General features: G+C 64.4%; 18 protein-coding genes and 1 other RNA gene. 1 reads left to right on the forward strand and 18 read right to left on the reverse strand.

All coding sequences use genetic code 11. The features are described 5' to 3' along the window. Nucleotides 1–34: 34 nt before the first annotated feature. Genes murB through mraZ form a run of 12 tightly spaced genes read right to left on the reverse strand, consistent with a single transcriptional unit; the run spans nucleotide 35 to nucleotide 13,736 of the window. Nucleotides 35–1,000, reverse strand: a complete 966-nt coding sequence (gene murB / locus CK230_RS02835; RefSeq protein ID WP_095815647.1) for a UDP-N-acetylmuramate dehydrogenase — start codon at nucleotides 998–1,000, stop codon at nucleotides 35–37. Further along, the gene (gene murC, locus CK230_RS02840) at nucleotides 997–2,403 is read right to left on the reverse strand and encodes a UDP-N-acetylmuramate--L-alanine ligase (protein WP_095815648.1); all 1,407 of its coding nucleotides are present in this window, start codon (nucleotides 2,401–2,403) and stop codon (nucleotides 997–999) included. Before murC ends, murB begins: the two co-directional genes overlap by 4 nt. Next, nucleotides 2,400–3,524 carry an undecaprenyldiphospho-muramoylpentapeptide beta-N-acetylglucosaminyltransferase gene (gene murG / locus CK230_RS02845; RefSeq protein WP_095815649.1) on the reverse strand — a complete coding sequence of 375 codons (1,125 nt, stop codon included), beginning with the start codon at nucleotides 3,522–3,524 and terminating at the stop codon, nucleotides 2,400–2,402. The genes murC and murG overlap by 4 nt, the downstream gene beginning before the upstream one ends. 6 nt (nucleotides 3,525–3,530) lie before the next feature. Beyond that, nucleotides 3,531–4,682 carry a putative lipid II flippase FtsW gene (gene ftsW / locus CK230_RS02850; protein ID WP_095815650.1) on the reverse strand — a complete coding sequence of 384 codons (1,152 nt, stop codon included), beginning with the start codon at nucleotides 4,680–4,682 and terminating at the stop codon, nucleotides 3,531–3,533. Then, the gene (murD, locus tag CK230_RS02855; protein ID WP_095815651.1) at nucleotides 4,682–6,085 is read right to left on the reverse strand and encodes a UDP-N-acetylmuramoyl-L-alanine--D-glutamate ligase; all 1,404 of its coding nucleotides are present in this window, start codon (nucleotides 6,083–6,085) and stop codon (nucleotides 4,682–4,684) included. Before murD ends, ftsW begins: the two co-directional genes overlap by 1 nt. Before the next feature lie 9 nt (nucleotides 6,086–6,094). After that, nucleotides 6,095–7,177: a phospho-N-acetylmuramoyl-pentapeptide-transferase gene (mraY, locus tag CK230_RS02860; protein ID WP_095815652.1), complete on the reverse strand. Its 1,083-nt coding sequence runs from the start codon at nucleotides 7,175–7,177 to the stop codon at nucleotides 6,095–6,097. Nucleotides 7,178–7,204: 27 nt separating this feature from the next. Beyond that, nucleotides 7,205–8,638, reverse strand: coding sequence for a UDP-N-acetylmuramoylalanyl-D-glutamyl-2,6-diaminopimelate--D-alanyl-D-alanine ligase (locus CK230_RS02865; protein ID WP_095815653.1), 1,434 nt, complete (start codon nucleotides 8,636–8,638; stop codon nucleotides 7,205–7,207). Beyond that, nucleotides 8,635–10,089 (reverse strand): UDP-N-acetylmuramoyl-L-alanyl-D-glutamate--2,6-diaminopimelate ligase, encoded by a 1,455-nt coding sequence (locus tag CK230_RS02870; protein WP_095815654.1) that lies wholly within the window; start codon nucleotides 10,087–10,089, stop codon nucleotides 8,635–8,637. The genes CK230_RS02865 and CK230_RS02870 overlap by 4 nt, the downstream gene beginning before the upstream one ends. Nucleotides 10,090–10,143: 54 nt before the next feature. Beyond that, nucleotides 10,144–11,868: a penicillin-binding protein 2 gene (locus CK230_RS02875; RefSeq protein ID WP_095815655.1), complete on the reverse strand. Its 1,725-nt coding sequence runs from the start codon at nucleotides 11,866–11,868 to the stop codon at nucleotides 10,144–10,146. Then, nucleotides 11,865–12,260, reverse strand: a complete 396-nt coding sequence (locus CK230_RS02880; RefSeq protein WP_095815656.1) for a hypothetical protein — start codon at nucleotides 12,258–12,260, stop codon at nucleotides 11,865–11,867. The genes CK230_RS02875 and CK230_RS02880 overlap by 4 nt, the downstream gene beginning before the upstream one ends. A 4-nt stretch (nucleotides 12,261–12,264) precedes the next feature. Continuing rightward, the gene (rsmH, locus tag CK230_RS02885; RefSeq protein WP_095815657.1) at nucleotides 12,265–13,281 is read right to left on the reverse strand and encodes a 16S rRNA (cytosine(1402)-N(4))-methyltransferase RsmH; all 1,017 of its coding nucleotides are present in this window, start codon (nucleotides 13,279–13,281) and stop codon (nucleotides 12,265–12,267) included. Beyond that, nucleotides 13,278–13,736, reverse strand: coding sequence for a division/cell wall cluster transcriptional repressor MraZ (gene mraZ / locus CK230_RS02890; RefSeq protein WP_095815658.1), 459 nt, complete (start codon nucleotides 13,734–13,736; stop codon nucleotides 13,278–13,280). Before mraZ ends, rsmH begins: the two co-directional genes overlap by 4 nt. A gap of 398 nt (nucleotides 13,737–14,134) precedes the next feature. Here mraZ and CK230_RS02895 point away from each other — a divergent pair, with 398 nt between their 5' ends. Then, nucleotides 14,135–15,250, forward strand: coding sequence for a cystathionine gamma-lyase (locus CK230_RS02895; RefSeq protein WP_095815659.1), 1,116 nt, complete (start codon nucleotides 14,135–14,137; stop codon nucleotides 15,248–15,250). 4 nt (nucleotides 15,251–15,254) lie between these two features. Here CK230_RS02895 and CK230_RS02900 read toward each other — a convergent pair whose 3' ends face one another. From CK230_RS02900 to CK230_RS02925, 6 genes are all read right to left on the reverse strand, one after another. Continuing rightward, nucleotides 15,255–15,548, reverse strand: a complete 294-nt coding sequence (locus tag CK230_RS02900; RefSeq protein WP_095815660.1) for a type II toxin-antitoxin system RelE/ParE family toxin — start codon at nucleotides 15,546–15,548, stop codon at nucleotides 15,255–15,257. Continuing rightward, on the reverse strand, nucleotides 15,545–15,829 hold the full coding sequence (locus CK230_RS02905) for a type II toxin-antitoxin system ParD family antitoxin (RefSeq protein ID WP_095815661.1): 285 nt from the start codon (nucleotides 15,827–15,829) through the stop codon (nucleotides 15,545–15,547). Before CK230_RS02905 ends, CK230_RS02900 begins: the two co-directional genes overlap by 4 nt. Nucleotides 15,830–15,988: 159 nt before the next feature. Further along, an RNA gene (gene rnpB / locus CK230_RS02910) (RNase P RNA component class A) lies at nucleotides 15,989–16,384 on the reverse strand. A 127-nt stretch (nucleotides 16,385–16,511) separates the two neighbouring features. Then, on the reverse strand, nucleotides 16,512–17,207 hold the full coding sequence (locus CK230_RS02915; protein ID WP_095815662.1) for a transglycosylase SLT domain-containing protein: 696 nt from the start codon (nucleotides 17,205–17,207) through the stop codon (nucleotides 16,512–16,514). A gap of 185 nt (nucleotides 17,208–17,392) precedes the next feature. Beyond that, nucleotides 17,393–18,160: an N-acetylmuramoyl-L-alanine amidase gene (locus CK230_RS02920; protein WP_095815663.1), complete on the reverse strand. Its 768-nt coding sequence runs from the start codon at nucleotides 18,158–18,160 to the stop codon at nucleotides 17,393–17,395. After that, a complete protein-coding gene (locus tag CK230_RS02925) occupies nucleotides 18,157–18,876 on the reverse strand; it encodes a DnaJ family molecular chaperone (protein WP_095815849.1) in 720 nt (239 codons plus the stop codon). The genes CK230_RS02920 and CK230_RS02925 overlap by 4 nt, the downstream gene beginning before the upstream one ends. Between the last annotated feature and the right edge of the window lie 34 nt (nucleotides 18,877–18,910).

Raw genomic sequence — 18,910 nt, forward strand, 5'->3', positions numbered from 1 at the left:
GGAAGTTCAAGCATCACATGAACTTCAACAGGCGCTAAAGGAGCTGCCCGAGGAACTCCTGCACCTCATGTCCGGGCCGGAAATTGCCGAGGCGCTTGATTTCCCAGTGCAGCCGGATGCCGGAATTCTCGAGCACGCGCGCGCGCACCGTCTCGCCAAGATATTCCAGGTCATAGCCGGTCGCGGTGCCCGTGTTGATCATGAAGTTGCAATGCATCGGCGACATCTGCGCGCCGCCGATCATCAGCCCGCGGCAGCCGGCCTTGTCGATTTCCTTCCAGGCAGAGGTGCCTTCCGGATTCTTGAAGGTCGAGCCGCCGGTTTTCTCGCGGATCGGCTGCACCGTCTCGCGATGGTTCTGCACGGCATCCATCGCCGCCTTGATCGCCGCCTTGTCTTCCGCAAACCCTTCGAAGACGGCTGAGGTGAAGATCAACCCGGCAGGCGCGGACGAGTTGCGGTAGCCATAACCCATATCGGCATTGCTGAGCGTGTGGAGATTGCCCTTGCGGTCCAGCGCCGTCACCTCGACGACGCGCTCCCGGGTCTCGACGCCGTTGGCGCCCGCATTCATCCTGAGCGCGCCGCCAACGGCGCCGGGGATGCCGTGGTAGAAATGGAAGCCGCCGATGCCGGCTTCATAGGCCACCGCTGCGAGGCGCTTGTCGGGCGTAGCAGCGCCCGCCTTGATGCCGATCGACGAAACAACTTCGGCCTCACCAAAACCCTTGGCCGAAAGCCTGACGACGAAACCGGGAATGCCACCGTCACGCACCAGGAGGTTCGAGCCGACGCCGACCACCATGACCGGCACTTCTTCCGGCACCGCGCGCAGGAAGGCCGCCAGGTCTTCCTCGTCGGCCGGTTGGAAAAGCGCCTCCGCCAGGCCGCCGGCGCGGAACCAGGTGATCTTGTCCATTTCGGCGTTCGGCGTGATGCGGCCGCGCAGGCCTGAAAGCTTGTCGCCGAGCTTGTTGATGAGATCCTGGCCGCGCATCATGAGGGCGTCCCGCCAAGTTCCTTGGGCAGCGCGTAAGCCCATTGCGTGATGTTGCCAGCGCCAAGGAAGACGATGAAATCGCCGGGCTTGGCAAGCTCGCGAATGGCGGGCGCGATCGCCGCCGGGCCATCGATATAGCGCGCGTCGCGATGGCCGCCGGAACGGATGCGCGCAACCAGCGCATCGGACGTCACGCCGTCGATAGGCTCCTCGCCGGCCGCATAGACCGGCGCTACCATCACCGTATCCGCGTCGTTGAAGCAGACGGAGAATTCGTTGAACAGATCGTGCAGCCGGGTGAAGCGATGCGGTTGCGCGATGGCAATCACGCGCCCTTTGGTGGCGCTGCGCGCGGCCTTCAGCACCGCCGCGATCTCGACCGGGTGGTGGCCGTAATCGTCGAACACCTCGACGCCGTTCCACGAGCCAGTGTGCGTGAAGCGCCGCTTGACGCCGGCGAAGGACGACAGACCTTTCTTGATCGCGTCATCCGACAGGCCGAGTTCGTGCGCGACCGCGATCGCCGCCGTCGCGTTGGAGACGTTATGCTTGCCCGGCATGGGCAGGCGCAGGCCGGTTATCGTCGCGGTGCCGCGCCCCTTGCGGTCGCGGATCACCACGTCGAACTCCGAGATCGCGCCCAGCATGCGATGGTTGGTGAAGCGAACATCGGCCTGCGCGTTCTCGCCATAGGTGATGACGCGCCGATCCTCGATGCGGCCGACCAGCGCCTGCACTTCCGGATGGTCGGTGCACATCACGCCGAAGCCGTAGAACGGCACGTTCTCGACGAACTGGCGGAACGCCTCGCGCACCTTGTCGAAGCTACCATAGTGGTCAAGATGTTCGGGATCGATGTTGGTGACGACGGCAATATCGGCCGGCAGTTTGAGGAAAGTGCCGTCGCTCTCATCCGCCTCGACCACCATCCACTCGCCGTCACCCATGCGCGCGTTGGTGCCGTAGGCATTGATGATGCCGCCATTGATGACGGTCGGATCGAGCCCGCCGGCCTCGAGCAGCGTCGCCACCATCGAGGTGGTCGTCGTCTTGCCGTGCGTGCCGCCGATGGCGACCGCCTGGCGGAAGCGCATCAGTTCAGCCAGCATCTCGGCCCGGCGCACGATCGGCAAAAGCTTCTCCCGCGCAGCCTTCAGCTCGGGGTTGGATTTCTTGATCGCGGTCGAAACGACGACGACTTCGGCATCGCCGAGATTCTCGGCCTTGTGGCCGACGAAGCATTCGATGCCCTTGTCGCGCAGCCGCTGCACATTGGCGCCGTCGGCCTGGTCGGAACCCTGCACCTTGTAGCCGAGATTGTGCAGCACCTCGGCGATGCCGCTCATGCCGATGCCGCCAATGCCGATGAAATGCACAAGGCCGATCGTCTGCGGCATCTTCATGCGCGCGTCCTCCTATAATCCGAAACCGTTTTGCCGGACGCAATAGCCTCTGTCAGATCGGCGAGCAACCGCGCCGCGTTCGGTTTCCCGGCCGAACGGGCGGCGGCGGCCATGGCCACCAACCGATCCGGGTCCTGCATAAGCCCGCCGACCAGTTGCGCAATCCGCTCCGCCGACAGCGTCGACTGCGGATGGAGCTCGGCGCCGCCGGCGGCGGCAAGGGCGGCTGCATTCGCCGCCTGGTCGTGGTCGAGCGCGTGCGGATAAGGAACCAGCAGCGCCGGTCGGCCGATGACCGCTATCTCCGAAACCGTGGAGGCGCCGGAGCGCGACATCACCAGATGCGCCGCCGCCATGCGCGCCGCCATGTCGGTAAAGAAGGGCGAGACCTGGACGTCGACGCCGAGTTCGGCATAAGCCGCCTTCACCCGCGCCACATCTTCTGCGCGCGCCTGCTGGGTAATCACCAGGCGCTTGCGCAGGTCTTGCGGCAACAGCGCGACCGCCGCGGGAACCGCATCGGAAAAGAACTGCGCGCCCTGGCTGCCGCCGAACACCAGCAAGCGGAACGGCTCGCCCTCGTTCGATCCCGTATAGGGCGTTTTCGCTGCCTCGAGCACCTGCGGCCTGACCGGATTGCCGGTGGTCACCGTCTTTGCGCCGTCGGCGCTCGCGCCTTCCGGCAGGAAGCCGCCGGCAATCGCGTCGACGCGGCCGGCAAGCGCCTTGTTGGCGCGGCCCATGACGGCGTTCTGCTCGTGGATCAGCGTCGGCACCTTGCGCCTTGTCGCCGCATAGAGCGGCGGCAGCGTCGGATAGCCGCCGAAGCCGACGACCGCCTCCGGCTTGATCCGGGCGATGATCCGGCTTGCTTCGCGCACGCCCTGCCAGATCTTCCAGAACGCCGAGATCACGGCGACCGGATTTTTCGAGCCCAGCGTCGCCGATGGGATGGCGTGGATGTCGGTTGCCGGAAACTGTCCGGAATAGCGCTCGGCGCGCCGGTCGGTGGCAAGATGCACCTTCCAGCCGCGTTCGATCAGCTCATGCGCTAGCGCCTCTGCCGGAAACAGGTGTCCGCCCGTTCCGCCGGCTGCAAGCAGGATGACACCCTTCGCCATCCTGCCTCATTCCGCCGGGATTGCGCGCTGCGCGAGGACGAAGCCCATCTGCTTGCGCTTTTCCGGACGCTTGCGCGTCAATGCCAGCACCATGCCCATCGAGACGGCGATGGCGATCTGCGAGGAGCCGCCATAGGAGATGAAGGGCAGCGTCATGCCCTTGGCGGGCATCAGTTGCAGGTTCACGCACATGTTGATGGCCGACTGCAATCCGAAGATGGTGACGAGACCGCCCACCGCGTAGCGGGTGAAATCGTCGTGCTCCTTGAGCGCGATGCTCAAGCCGCGCAGCACGATGAAGGCGAAGATCGACATGATGAAGAAGCACATGATCAGGCCGAACTCCTCGCCCGCGACCGAGAACACGAAGTCGGTATGAGCGTCCGGAACAATGCGCTTGACAGTTCCCTCACCCGGCCCAACGCCGAACCAGCTGCCGTTGATCAGTGCCTCGCGGCCCATATCGACCTGAAACGTATCGCCCTCGCCTGTCAGGAACTTGTTGATGCGCAGGGCAACGTGCGGAAACACCGTATAAGCGGCGAACAGGCCAGTCGCACCAGTGACGCCGAGGGCCATGATCCACAGCCACGGCAGCCCGGCCATGAAGAACATAACGCCCCAAGTGCCGGTGACCAGCATGGTCTGGCCAAGATCGGGCTGAGCGACCAGAAGAGAAACCACAAGCACCAGAAGGAGGAGAGCGAACAGGTTGCCGGGGATGTCGAGCTGGCGCTTATGCTCGGCAAACAGCCACGCGCAGATGATGACGAAGGCCGGCTTGAGGAACTCGGACGGCTGGATGGACAGGCCGGCAAGCGACACCCAGCGCCTCGCGCCCTTCACCTCGACGCCGACGTAGAGCACCGCCACCATCAGCACCAGCATGATGCAGATCAGCACCAGCGACATGCGTCTTATCTGCCTCGCCTGCAGGAAGGAGACCGCCAGCATCACGACAAGCGCCGGGATGGTGAAGATGATCTGCCTGGTGGCGAAGTGAAAGCTGCTGAGGCCGATGCGTTCGGCCACCGCCGGGCTGGCGGCGAACGACAACACGATGCCCAGTCCCATCAGCGACAGGAACGCCGCCAGGAACCAGCGATCGATGGTCCACCACCAGGTGGCGACAGGACTTTTGTCGAGACGGCTTTGCATCAACGTGGCCCTCCGATGGGTTTCACACCATCAATAGCAGTCGCAGCTTGCCTGAAGGCTTCGCCGCGAACTTCGAAATTCTTAAACTGGTCGAAGCTGGCGCAGGCCGGTGAAAGCAGCACCACTGCCTCGCCGCCGGTGTCGCTCGCGGCGTCGCGGGCGGCGTGCTCAACCGCTGCCCTCAGCGTTCCCGATATCTCGTAGGGCACGGCTTCCCCGAGCGTCGCCGCAAAGGCGGGCGCGGCCTCGCCGATCAGATAGGCCTTGGCGATGCGCGGGAAGAAGCCGCGCAACGGCTCGATGCCGCCTTCCTTGGGCAGACCGCCGGCGATCCAGTAGATACGATTGGCAAAACTCGACAGCGCGGGAGCAGCCGCATCGGCATTGGTCGCCTTGGAATCGTTGACGAACAGCACATGGTCCTTGCGGCCGACCTGCTCCATGCGGTGCGCCAGTCCGGGGAAGCTCTCGAGCCCAGCCTGGATCTCGCCGAGCTCGAGCCCGACCTTGAGGCAGGCGGCGACGGCGGCCAGCGCGTTCTGGGCATTGTGCTGGCCACGCAGCGAGCCGATGCCCTCGAGGAAGGCGACGCGGCTGTAGCGGCCATGCACGGCTTCCATCAGATTGGTGCCGTCGGCGAAATAGCCGTCGGTCAGCGGCAGGCGCTTGGAAATGCGGACGACCTGCCGCCCTGCCCGCTCCAGCCGGTCGGCGATCTGGGCGCACCAGGAATCGTCGACGCCGACGATCGCGGTGTCTGAGCCGGCGACCAGCGTTTCCTTGATCGAGGCGTAATGCGCCATCGTGCCGTGCCGGTCGAGATGGTCGGGCGTCAGGTTGAGCAGTATGCCGGCGGTCGGGTTGATCGAGGGCGCGAGATCGATCTGGTAGGACGAGCACTCCACCACATAGTGCCGCTTCGGCTCGGGCGGATCGAGCGTCATGATGGCGCGGCCGATATTGCCGCCCATCTGCGTGTCGCGCCCCGCCGACTGCAGGATATGCGCCGTCAGCGCCGTCGTCGTCGACTTGCCGTTGGTGCCCGTGATCGCGATGAAGGGTGCTGCCGGCGCGCGGTTAGTGCGCTCGCGGCAGAACAGCTCGATATCGCCTATCACCTCGACGCCGGCGCCGCGCGCGAGCTCCACCGTCCAATGCGGCTTCGGATGCGTCAGCGGCACCCCCGGCGACAGCACGAAGGCGGCGAAGCGCGGCCAGTCGGCGGCGCGCAGATCACCCGTCGCGATGCCCGCGGCCGCTGCCCTGGCGACGCTTTCAGGATTGTCGTCCCAGGCCAGCACCTCCGCGCCGCCCGCGATCAGCGCATGCGCGGTGGCGATTCCGGAGCCGCCAAGCCCGAAGAGCGAAACGCGTTTGCCTGAAAAGGAAGCGGCGGGAATCAAGCGGGCATCCTATCTGAGCTTGAGGGTGGAGAGGCCGACCAGCGCCAGGATGACGGCAATGATCCAGAAGCGGATCACCACCTGGCTTTCGGTCCAGCCGAGCTTTTCGAAATGATGATGGATCGGCGCCATCAGGAAGACGCGCTTGCCGGTCATCTTGAAATAGCCGACCTGGATGATGACCGAGAAAATCTCGACCACGAACAGGCCGCCGACGATGACCAGCACGATCTCGTGCTTGGTTGCGACGGCGATCGTGCCGATCAGGCCGCCCATCGCCAGCGAGCCGGTGTCGCCCATGAAGATCGCCGCCGGCGGGGCATTGAACCAGAGGAAGCCGAGACCGGCGCCGATCACCGCGCCGAGCACGACGGCAAGCTCGCCGGTGCCGGGCACGAAATGGATCTGCAGATATTCGGCGAACACCGCGTTGCCCGAGAGATAGGCGATGACGCCGAAGGACGCCGCCGCGATCATGATCGGCACGATGGCGAGGCCATCGAGGCCGTCGGTCAAGTTCACCGCATTGCCGGCGCCGACGATAACGAAGCACGAGAACGGGACGAAGAACCAACCGAGGTTGATCAGGAATTCCTTGGCGAAAGGGAAGGTCAGCGACGATGAGAACGGCGCCTGGCCGTTATGCATGATCACCCACGCGGCGATCGCCGCGACGACGAATTCGATCGCCAGCCTCGCCTTGCCGGAGAAGCCCAGATGCGACTGCTTGGTGACCTTGAGATAGTCGTCGTAAAAGCCGATCGAGCCGAAGCCCACGGTGACCAGCAGCACAACCCAGACATAGATCGAGGAAAGATTTGCCCATAAAAGCGACGAACCGATGATGCCGGACAGGATCATCAGCCCGCCCATGGTCGGCGTTCCAGCCTTCTTGAAATGCGTCTGCGGGCCGTCGGCGCGGATCGGCTGGCCCTTGCCTTGCCGCAGGCGCAGCGAATTGATGATCGTCGGCCCGAAGATGAAGACGATCAGCGCCGAGGTGATCAGCGCGCCGCCGGTGCGAAAAGTGATGTAGCGGAAGACGTTGAAGAACGAGATCTTGTCCGCGAAATCGACGAGCAGTGTGAACATGGTCCTTCCGTCCCCCCGGAACCCGACCTAGGCCGGCTTAATGTTTGTGGCTTCCGCCGGAAATTTGCCGAGCAATGCCTCGACCAGCTTTGAAAACCCGATGCCCTTAGACGACTTGACCATCACCACGTCGCCGGGCCTGAGCGCGGAGATCACGATCGGCTTCAGCTCGTCGGCGCCTGCCCGATACTCCGTCTGGACCTCGGGGGGCAGAACCTTGGCCAATGCTTGCATTTCCGGCCCGCCTAGAAAGACGTTGCGCGTGCCCGTGCCGACGATCAGTTCGGCCAGTGCCGCATGGAGCTTCGCCGAATGGCTGCCAAGCTCCAGCATGTCGCCCAGCACCGCGATGCGCCGACCCTCGCCCGAGACGGGCGTAGCGTTGAGCAGCGCCATGGCGGCGGCCATCGACGCCGGATTGGCGTTGTAGCTCTCGTCGATCAGCGTGATCGGCCCGTTTGGATGGTGCAGGACATGGCGCCGGCCACGCCCGCGTTCGGCCGACAGGTCGGCAAGCGCCGCCGCGACCCTGTCGAGATCGGCGCCGACCAGTTGCGCGGCGCCAAGCACCGCCAGAACGTTCTGCACGATATGGCGGCCGGGCGCCCCGACACGGGCCGTCAGGTCCCTTTTGCCGACCTTGACGGCGATGTCGGAATGGTCGGCATGAAGCTCGCAGCCGACTAGGCGGAAGGCCGAGCGGACATTTTCGCCGAAGCCGAAGACATGCTCGACGCCTGCGTCTTTCGCCATTTTCCCGAGCAGCTTCCAGCGTGGATCGTCGCGGTTGAGCAGCGCGGCGCCGCCGGGCTCGATCCCCTCGAAGATCTCGGCCTTGGCCATGGCGATCTCGTCGAGATTCTTGAAGAAGCCGAGATGGGCGGCGGCAATCATCGTCACGATGGCGACGTGCGGCCTGACCATCTTGACAAGGGGCCTGATCTCGCCGGGATGGTTCATGCCGATCTCGAAGACCGCGTAGTCGCAGTCCTGCGGCATGCGCGCGAGCGTCAGCGGCACGCCCCAATGATTGTTGAACGACTGCGCCGAGGCATGCACCTTGCCGACCGCCGACAGCACATGGAGCAGCGCTTCCTTGGTGGTCGTCTTGCCGGCCGAGCCGGTGACGGCAATGACCTTCGCCTTCGAACGCGCGCGAGCCGCGACGCCGAGCTTCTCGAGGGCCGCAAGCACGTCCTGCACGACGATCATCGGCGCCGTCAGCCGGCCGAGCGAGGGCAGCTTGCCCTCGGCGACGACCAGCACGGCCGCTCCCGCTTTCACCGCCGCGGTCGCGAAATCATGGCCGTCCATCACCTCGCCCTTGATGGCGAAGAAGGCGTTTCCCGGCTCCAGGCTGCGGCTGTCGATCGAAATACCGGTGATGCGTTGCGGCAGCGAGCCGATCGGCCTGCCTTCCATGGCTTCGACCAGCGCTTCCGACGTCCACAGCAGGTTCATGCGGCGCGCTCCTTCAGCGCATCGCGAACTTCCTCATGATCGGAGAAGTGAAAGGTTTCGCTGCCGATGGTCTGGCCTTCCTCATGCCCCTTGCCGGCGACGATGAGCGTATCGCCGGCGCGCAGCATCGCCACCGCCTCATGGATCGCCTTGCGGCGGTCGCCGATCTCGATGGCGCCGGGTGCGGCGGCAAGGATCGCCGCGCGGATGGTTTCTGGCACCTCGCTGCGCGGATTGTCGTCGGTGACGATGACGACATCGGCGAGCCGGGTCGCGATCTCGCCCATGATCGGCCTCTTTCCCCGATCGCGGTCGCCGCCGCAGCCGAACACCACGACGACGCGGCCCGTGGTGAAAGGCCGCACCGAGGTCAGTACATTTTCCAGCGCGTCGGGCTTGTGCGCGTAGTCGACATAGACAGGGGCGCCGGCGGCAGTGGCGCCGACGAGGTCGAGCCGGCCCGGCGCGCCTTTCAATTTCTCCAATGCCGCCAAGGCTTTGGCCGCCGGCGTTCCAGTCGAAATGGCAAGGCCGGCCGAGACCAGCGCATTGGCGATCTGGAAATCGCCTGCCAAGGGCAGGTCGACCTCGTGCAGCATGCCGTCGGCCACGATTTCGGCGCGCTGGCGATGGCGCTCATGCTCGACCCGCTTCAGCGTCAGGAAATCGCCATGGCGACCGACGGTCAGGACCTTGAGGCCCGCCGCCTTTGCAGCATGAACCGTCGGCTCCGACCACGGGTCGTCGGCGAAGACGATCGCCGGGGCGCCTTTCGGCAGCAGCGTGTCGAACAGGCGCAGCTTGGCGCGGTGATAGTCCTCGACCGTCGGATGGTAGTCCATGTGGTCGCGGCCGAGATTGGTGAAGGCGCCGGCCACAAGCTTCACGCCATCGAGACGACGCTGGTCGAGGCCGTGGCTCGAGGCTTCCATCGAGGCATGGGTCACGCCGGCATCCGCGAGTTCCTTGAGCAACCGGTGCAGCGCTACCGGATCGGGCGTCGTCAGCGAGCCATATTCGTTGCGGCCGGGCGCCACCACGCCGGTCGTGCCGATCGAGGCGGCGGCAAAACCCGCCTGCTCCCAGATCTGGCGGGTGAAAGCAGCGACGGATGTCTTGCCGGCGGTGCCGGTGACGGCGACCATGGTCTCAGGCTGGCGGCCGAAGAAGCGTGCGGCGGCGAGCGCCAGCGCATGGCGCGGATCATCGACCGCAAGAACCGGGATCGACAGGCCGGAAACGGCCGCGCCCTTGCCGGCGACGATCGCGACAGCACCCCGGCCGGCGGCATCGGCGGCATAGGCCGAGCCATCGGCCTTGCTGCCGGCGAGCGCGAAGAAGACCACGCCCGTCTTGACCGAGCGGGAATCGGAGGAAAGTCCGGTCACCTCCAGATCGCCGGAAGCTGTTCCCTCGACAGGCAGGATACCGGCTAGATCTTTTAGATGCATTGAGTCCCGTTCACCGCAACAAAATAGCGCGCAGTTGCCGGCGCGCCCCAAGAATCACTGATACGAAACCAGCGTTGCACCATTTTCATGGCTGAAATCTGGCTTCACGCCAAGCATGGCCGCCGAGCGCCTGATGATATTGCCGGCGATAACCCCCGCATTGTTGGCGGCAACGTCCGTCATGCCGGGCTTTTCCGGATGCGGGGCGTCGGCGATGGTGAACACCAGAAATTGCGGATCGTCCATCGGGAAAGCGGCGACGAAGGTATTGAAGTTCAATTCCTTGGAGTAACGGCCGTTGATGACCTTCTCGGCCGTTCCGGTCTTGCCGCCGACACGATAGCCGGGGGCTCTGGCGTTTCTGGCCGAACCCTTCTCGGCATTGAGCGTATAGAGGTAGCGCATGCCTTCGACCGTCTTGTCGCTGACCACCTTCTTGGCCACCGCCATGGCCTCCTGTTCGCTGCGGACCAGGAAAGTCGGCTCGATCAGATAACCCTGCATCAGCGCCGCGCAGCCGACAGCGGCCTGCAGCGGCGTCGTCGACACGCCATGACCGAAGGCGATGGTGAACGAATTGACTTGTTTCCAGACCTTAGGCTCGGTCGGGCGCGCGACCTCCGGCAGTTCGGTCTGCATCCTTTCCAGAATGCCTAGGCGGTGCAGGAATTCGCGGTGCCCCTCGATGCCGACGAGTTCGGCCTCCCTGGCTGAGCCGATGTTGGACGAATAGAGGAACACCTCCGGCAGCGACAGCACGCGGTTCTTGCCGTGGAAATCGTGAATGGCCTGATGGCCGACCCGGATCGGATGCGACGCGTCGAAGCGGCTGTTCATCGTCGCCTTGCCGGAATCGAGCGCCATCGCCGAGGTGAAGCTCTTGAACGTGGAGCCCATCTCGTAGAGGCCTGCCGACATGCGGTTCAGCCGGTCTTTGTCCTGGGCATTGTAGGGATTGTTGGGGTCGAAGTCCGGCACCGAGGCCATCGCCATCACTTCGCCCGTCTTGATGTTCAGCACGACGGCGCCGGCGCCCATGGCGCGATAGCGCTCCAGGCCGGCGGCGATCTCGTCGCGCACTACATGCTGGACGCGCAGATCAATCGAAAGCCTGATAGGCTTGAGGTCCTTGGGGATGGCAAGGCCCGACGCCTGCAGGTCGCTCAGCCCCTGCTCGTCGATATACTTCTCCATGCCGGAGATGCCCTGGTTGTCGATATTGGTCAGGCCGACGACATAGGACGAGGTCTCGCCGCTCGGATAGAAGCGGCGCTTTTCGGTGCGGAAGCCGAGGCCGGGAACGCCCAACGCCATGATGTCGGCCTGCTGCTTCGGCGTCAGCTGGCGCTGCAGCCAGACGAAGCCGGCGCCGCTCTTGAGCTTGCGATAGGTCTGCTCGTAGTCGATCTCCGGCAGCACGGTCGACAATTTCTCGATCGCTTCGTCGGCATCGACGATGCGCCGCGGCTCGGCAAACAGCGAGGCTGTCTTGATGTCGGTCGCTAGCACTTCGCCGTTGCGGTCGACGATATCGGGACGCGACGCGGTGACCCTGCTCTGCGGGCCGTCCGACAGGTCCGGATTCTGCAGGCCGAGATAGACAAGCCGGCCGGCAATCGTCGAATAGAGGGTGAAGAACACCGCCATCGTCATGACGATGCGGGTCCTGGCCTTGCCGCCCGTCGCCTTGCGCGCGGCGTCGACGACGATCGAGCCGTCCTCGGTGCTCTTCTTCCGACGCTTCAGCAGGTCACCGATCCTTGGAAACCTGCTGATCATTGCACCGTGCTCCCCGTGACGACCGGATCCTTGTCGCCCGCAGGTCCATTGCCGGAATTGTCGGCCATGCCGCCAAGCCGTTGCGAGGAGAGGTCCTCGATGGTCAGCGGTTTCACCGGAATGTCGTCAAGGCCGCCAATCTGGCGGGCGCCGACCGGTTCGAGCCCGAGCTGGCTTTTGTAGACGTCGGCAAGCTTCTGCAGCCGCGATGGCTGGGTAAGCAGGCTCCAATCCGCCTTGAGGAGATCGATCGTGTCTTCCTCGTAGCGGATCTGCGCCTGGATCTTCTGCACGGCCGCCAGTTGCTCCTCGGCCTCGCGCTTGGTCTTGTAGGTCAGGGCCGCGGCCGAGACCATGACGGCGATCAGGACTATGTCGCTGGTACGAAACACGTGCTCACCTCTCTCCCGGCCGTTCGACGGCGGGAAGCTTTGGAAGGCCGAAAATCGAAAAATCGCCCGCGCGCGCCGGCGCTTCGGTGCGGATCGCCGCGCGCAGCCTAGCCGAGCGCGCTCGCGGGTTGGTCGCAATCTCGGCCTCCGCCGGCGTCACACCGCCGCCGGCCTTGCGGAAAGTCGCGGCGCGCTGGGGCGCGTCTGGCATGTGTCGCGAGCCGCTGGCGGCTTCGGAACGGTCGGCAATGAAGCGCTTGACGATGCGGTCTTCCAGGGAGTGGAAGGTCACGACCGCAAGCCGGCCACCGGGCTTCAGCGCCCGCTCGGCTGCCAGCAGCGCCCTTGCAAGCTCGCCAAGCTCATCATTGACGAAGATGCGCAACGCCTGGAAGACGCGGGTGGCCGGATGGATCTTGTCCTTCGGGCCTCGTCCGATATGCGTTTCGATGGCGTCGGCGAGTTCGAGCGTGCGCTCGAAAGGTTTCTTCTCGCGCCGGCTCTCGATCATGCGCGCGATGCGGCCGGCATGGCGCTCCTCGCCGAGAAAGCCGAAGATGCGGGCAAGGTCGCCGGCCTTGAAGGTGTTGACGACATCGGCGGCGGAAAGCCCCGACTGCGCCATGCGCATGTCGAGCGGCCCATCGGCGCGAAACGAAAAGCCGCGCTCCGCCTGGTCGAGCTGCATGGACGAAACGCCGATGTCGAGCACCACGCCGTCGGCGCCTTCGACATGTTCGTCCAGCGTCGAGAACGGCGCTTGAACGAGCCTCAGCCTGCCGCCGGCCTGCCGCTCCAGCGCCCTGCCCGCCGCAATTGCGTCCGGGTCGCGGTCGATGGCAACGACGGAGGCGCCGCGATCGAGGATCGCGCTGGTGTAGCCACCGGCGCCGAATGTCCCGTCGACGATCGTCTCGCCGGCCTTCGGCGCAAGCGCGTCGAGCACCTCGGCAAGGAGGACCGGAATGTGGCGGGCCGGTCCGCCAACGGCGTGAGGATCATCGCCGTGGCCTGCCATCATTCCGATCGCTCCCCAGGCTTCGTCCCCTGCCGAAGCTGCAAAAGCCTGGCGCGCGCCTGCGCCCCATAGGCGGAAAGCCGTCCCGGCTCCCAGATCTGAAAGAAATTGCCGCGGCCGACAAAGGCCACCTCGTTCGAGATGCCCGTATGTTCGCGGATGAAGTCGGTCATGGTGATGCGGCCGTCCTGGTCGAGCTTCAGGAATGTCCCATCGCCGTGGCAGAAGAAGGACATGTCGTCCGCCGTCTGCAGAAAGGGATCCTCCAGCGCGATCCGCTGCTCGTAGCGGTCGAGCAGGTCGAGTCCGCCGACATCCATGGCCGGCAGGTCCAGGCAACGCAGCGCGTAAAGCTCCGAATAGCCGCGTTTTTGAACCACCGCACGGAAATGCGCCGGAACGGAGACCCGCCCCTTCGCATCGATCCTGTTCACCGCGTTTGACAGAAATCGGTCCAATGAACGCTACAGCCGCTTCCGCCGCCGCACCCCTTCCCATGTTGTTCTCCGCGCCCTCGCCGCAATCGCGGCAAATCGCTTCATTCACCGGGGCGAAAACCGGCAAACGCGCAGCCGCCGCGGCTGCCCGATTGGCGTACGCTTCACCCTGACGCGGAACGAAAGCTTGATGATGTGAACGGGATATCATGGGGTACTATGGGCGTCAACGGGAACAGGCATCACAAATCTGCGCCACAACCAGAAAGCGCAGGCTGAAGGCACGTCTCGTCTTTATCCTCCATTAAGCCTAACGAAGCGTTTAGAGCCCTCTGGCCCAAAAGGACGCTGCTTGCCGCGAACAGCCGGCACGCCTAGCGTCGTGGGCAACTGCCATTCAGCCGGAGGGATGTAGCCTGATGTCCGAAACAGCGGAGTCCCGCGCCGCGGCGCTTGCCCATTTGCGCAGCCGCGATTTCGCCAAGGGCGACCCGATCCCTTTGCCGCTGACCATGGCATCGATCTTCCACACGGCGGGCGCTGAAGCCGGCTTCGATCAGTATGGCCGCTACGACAATCCGACCTGGCGCGCCGTCGAGCACGCGCTTGGCCACCTCGAAGACGCGCAATGCGTCGCTTTCCCGTCCGGAATGGGCGCGATCTCGTCGGTGTTTTTCGCGCTGCTGAAATCAGGCGACCGCGTGCTTCTGCCGTCAGACGGCTATCACGCCACGCGCGCCATGGCCGAGCGCTTCCTCAATCCCCTCGGTATTGCCTGCGACACCAGGCCGACGCCGACCTTCCTCGACGGCGGCTTCGAAGGTTACCGGCTGGTTTTTGCAGAGACGCCGTCCAATCCCCGGCTGGACATCTGCGATATCGCGGCGGTGGCCGGAGCCGTCCACCGGCAGGATGGGCTGCTGGTCGTCGACAACACGACGATGACGCCCTTCGGCCAGCGACCGCTCGACCTCGGCGCCGACATCGTCGTCTCCGCCGACACCAAGGCTGTGAACGGTCATTCCGATGTGCTCTTCGGCCATGTCGCGAGCCGCGATGCCGACCTCATCGCCAAGGTGACCGACTGGCGCAGCCTGGTCGGCGGCATCCCCGGTCCCTTCGAGGCCTGGCTTGTGCATCGCGGGTTGGAAACGCTGGAAGTGCGTTTCGACCGGATGTGTTCCACAGCCGAAACGATCGCCCGGCGGCTGAAGGATCACCGCGCGGTCAGCGGCCTGCGCTATCCCGGCCTCGAGGGCGATGCCTCGCACAATCTGGCCCGTGCCCAGATGGATCGCTTCGGCTTCCTCATCTCGTTCGAACTGACCTCGGAACAGAAGGCCGAGGCGTTCATCGACAATTGCGCGCTGATTGAATCGGCGACCTCTTTCGGCGGCGTGCACACGTCGGCTGAACGGCGCTCGAAGCGCGGCGACGCCGTGCCGCCGGGTTTCGTGCGCCTGTCGATCGGTTGCGAGCCGGTCGAGGAACTCTGGCAGGCGATTGAGGCGTCGTTGGACAAAGCCGGCAGCTGAGTGGCTAGGGTCCCAGATCCTCTGTCTCGATCCTGCGCCGGCCGTGCAGCACGCGCAGAATTTCGATCGCATCGTCGCCAATTCGATAAAACGTAAGGTATTCCCCGACAACAACGTGGCGAATGCCCGGCAGGATGTCGTCGCGCGGTGCGCCTGATCGGGGATGGAGAGTTAGCAAGTCCCATCGCCGCTGGAGAGTTTCCACAAAACGGATTGCGGCATTAGGATTGTGGGCGGCGATATAGTCGCCGATAGCTTCGAGGTCGACCAGTGCCTGTGGAAGCAGGCGGTACTTCACTCGTCAGCGCCTTTGGCTTCCGCCATCTTCGCATATCTGGCGCGCAATCGCTCCATTAAGGGGGGGCCGTCCAGCGCCGGTCCGCTATCGATCCCCTCCTGCACCAGTTCCCGCAATTCCTCGATAGTATATCCGAGCAGATCGCGGCGCTCCTTCCACTGCCTGAGTGCATCGCGGATGACTTCACTGGCTGATGCGTATTCGCCGGCGGCGACGACATCGTCGACAGCCTGCGCCAGTTCCGGCGAAAGCGTGATGCTGCGTTTGTCGACCTGGCCCATGACGTGCTCCTGTCCTTCTTGGAAGGTACGATTTAATCGCACCAGCTTCAAGGACGCGTTTTGACCGCGTCGAGGAGGCTGTTTTGCAGAAATGCTTGAATCGGAGGTCTCGCCCGTCGGCGTAACCTCCTGATCCCGTTTAGCTATCACGACGAGAAAAATGCCAGCTGGCCTGTAAGCCGGGTTCTGTATGGCCCTCGCCTTGCGGCGAGAACGTGGCGGCCATTCATCTTGGGCGCACGTTGCCACGCGCCTCACGCAACCTACCCGGACGGTGGGCCGGAAACAGCCCTCGAAGGTTTCCCCTCGCACCGCCCCTATTCGGTTTTGCTCCCGGTGGGGTTTGCCCTGCCGCTCCTGTTGCCAGTCGCGCGGTGGGCTCTTACCCCACCCTTTCACCCTTGCCACGGCAATGCCGCGGCGGTTTGCTTTCTGTGGCACTTTCCCTGGGGTCGCCCCCGCCGGCCGTTAGCCGGCACCGTGTCTCCATGGAGCCCGGACTTTCCTCACCCGCAACCTTTCGGTTCCCGCGGGTGCGGCCGCCCGGCCAGCTGGCAAGCGCGTATAAAGGGATTCCCGCCTGAAAACGCAAACAAAAAAGCGCCTCGTCCCAAATACGGCGGTTTGGGGCAACGACCCGCATAAAGCGCACGCGTTGCCCAAATCCACTTCGACGATGCGCTCAGGCCGGCGAGCCCAGCGCCACCATCTGCACCTTCACCTTGCTGCAATAGGCGGCGGAGACAGGGTTCATCCGCGTCGCGCCATGACCCGCATTGTATTTCAGGATCGTGCCGCAGGTGGTGCCGCCGCCAAGATCCCGCGCCATGGCAAGGTACTTCATGCCGTATTTGATGTTGGTGTCGGGATCGAACAATCCCTTGGCCGAACCGGTATAACCCATCATCCGCGCCGTCGCCGGCTTGATCTGCATCAGGCCGATCTCGCCGGCGCCGCCGACCATGTTCGGCCGATAGTTGCTTTCGATCTTGATGACGGCCTTGGCCAGGGACACCGGTACGCCATAGCTCGCGGCATAGCGGGCAATGATCGAGGAATACTGGCCGTCGCCGGCTGCAGAGGGCGTCGCCACCGCGATCTTGCTGGGGTGGATCGAAGCAGTCGTGGTGAGATCGATAGCCTTTCTGCCGGGCCTGGCGCGTTTGGCCGTCGATTTTGTCACCCGGGTTGCGGCGGCCTTCTGAACCCTTGCCGGAGCAGCCCGCGCGGTATTTGGTGTTTTGGCGCTCGCCTTTGGCGCTACGGCCGCGAAGCCGTTGTCTGACCTGGGGCTCAGCGGGGCACTGTTGGCCTGGTTGAACGCAAAACTTATCACTCCGGCAGCAACGGCTGCCGCTAAAACGGTCAATCTCTGCATGTAGTCCTGTTCTGTTAGAACCGCGCGAAGATCTTCACGCGGCTGCGCCAATTCAACATCGGATCGTCCGGGGGGATAGACGCCCGACAACTTGCGGGAGAGGCATTTGGCGGCGGAATTGGCGGCAAAGAAGGCGACGCAATTCACTTTGAATGACAGATTGTAATCTAAGGATCCCGGCGCGACTATTTGACGGGAGTTACCTTTACGGAAGCCAGGAGCCTCTGCAGCGTGCGGATCGTCGAATTGTCCGCCACGCCGTCTACCAGCCGTCGGCGGAAATGCCGCTGGAACGCGGCCACCCCGATTTCTGTCTGCCGGTCATAGACACCCGATATCTCGACGCCATAGCCATAGAGCGCCAGCATCGATTGCAACGCCTCGACCTCGGAGCCGGCATCGCCGGCCTTCAGCGCAGCGCCCGCCTTTATCGGCGCCGCCGGCACAAGGTGACCGACACCGGCCGCGAACAGCGCCTTCCAAGGGAATTTCTCGCCCGGATCGACCTTGCGGCCTGGCGCCACGTCCGAATGTGCGAGCACCCTTGCCGCGGGAATGGAATGGCGCCCCGCGATACCCGCGCACAACTCGATCACGGCGCCGATCTGCCGCCGCGGGAAGGCCTTGTAGCCCAGCGTGTGCCCGGGATTGACGATCTCGATGCCGACCGAGCAGGAGTTGATGTCGGTTCGCCCGAGCCAGGAACTCTTGCCGGCATGCCAGGCGCGATCGCTCTCGCGCACCATTTGCACGATACGGCCGTCCTCGTGAACGAGGTAGTGCGAGGACACCTCGCTCGCCGGATCGCATAGCCACGCCTCGGCGCCGGCGCCGCTTGCCATGCCGGTATAGTGCAGCACGATCATGTCGGGCCGGAGCGTCTCGCGGCGTGGGCCGAAATTCGGCGAGACCCGGACCTCCGCACTTGGCTGGTCGGGCAGAAAACCGCTCATGCGTGCCTGAGGCCCCGCTCGATCATCTCATAGGCGGCATTGATCGCGGCGACCCTGCTCGTGGCGATCTTGATGAATTCCTGCGGCAGGCCGCGCGCGATCAACCTGTCCGGGTGATTGTCGGAGATCAGCTTGCGATAGCGTTTCCTGATCTCCTCGAATGGCTTGCCGCGTTCGATGCCCAGAACGACGTAGGGATCGGCGGCGCCGAGATTGACATGCCGCGACAAGATCGCCTCGTAATGCGCCTCGTCGATGCGAAAAATCTCGGCGATCCGATGCAGGAACTGGCCTTCCCGCTCATGGATGAGCCCGTCCGCCTTGGCGATATGGAACAACCCGTCGAGTATGTCTTCCAGCATCATACAGTTGGCATGGCCGGACCCGCAGAGCTGCGCCATGCGCTGGGCATAGGTCTCGAAGCCGGCAACGTCCTGCTTGGCGATGTTGTAAAGCCGCGCCACGTTGCGCGTCTCGCTCGGCGGCACCTCGAAGATTTCCTGGAAGGCGCGCACCTCGTCCTGGGTGACGATGCCGTCGGCCTTGGCCATCTTGGCCGACAGCGCGATCATCGCCACCGAGAAGGCCACGCGCCGGCGCAGGTCCGGATCGCCGGAAAACACAGTGCGCACGGCTTCCACGACATCCGCGACGCCCGAGGACGCCGACGACGAAACACGAGCGATGAAGTCGCCGAGGCGGTCCCAAATCGACATGCCGGCTTCATAAAGCGAACCGGGCGGTTCTATC

The organism is Mesorhizobium sp. WSM3859, assembly GCF_002295065.1.
Taxonomy (GTDB): Bacteria; Pseudomonadota; Alphaproteobacteria; order Rhizobiales; family Rhizobiaceae; genus Mesorhizobium.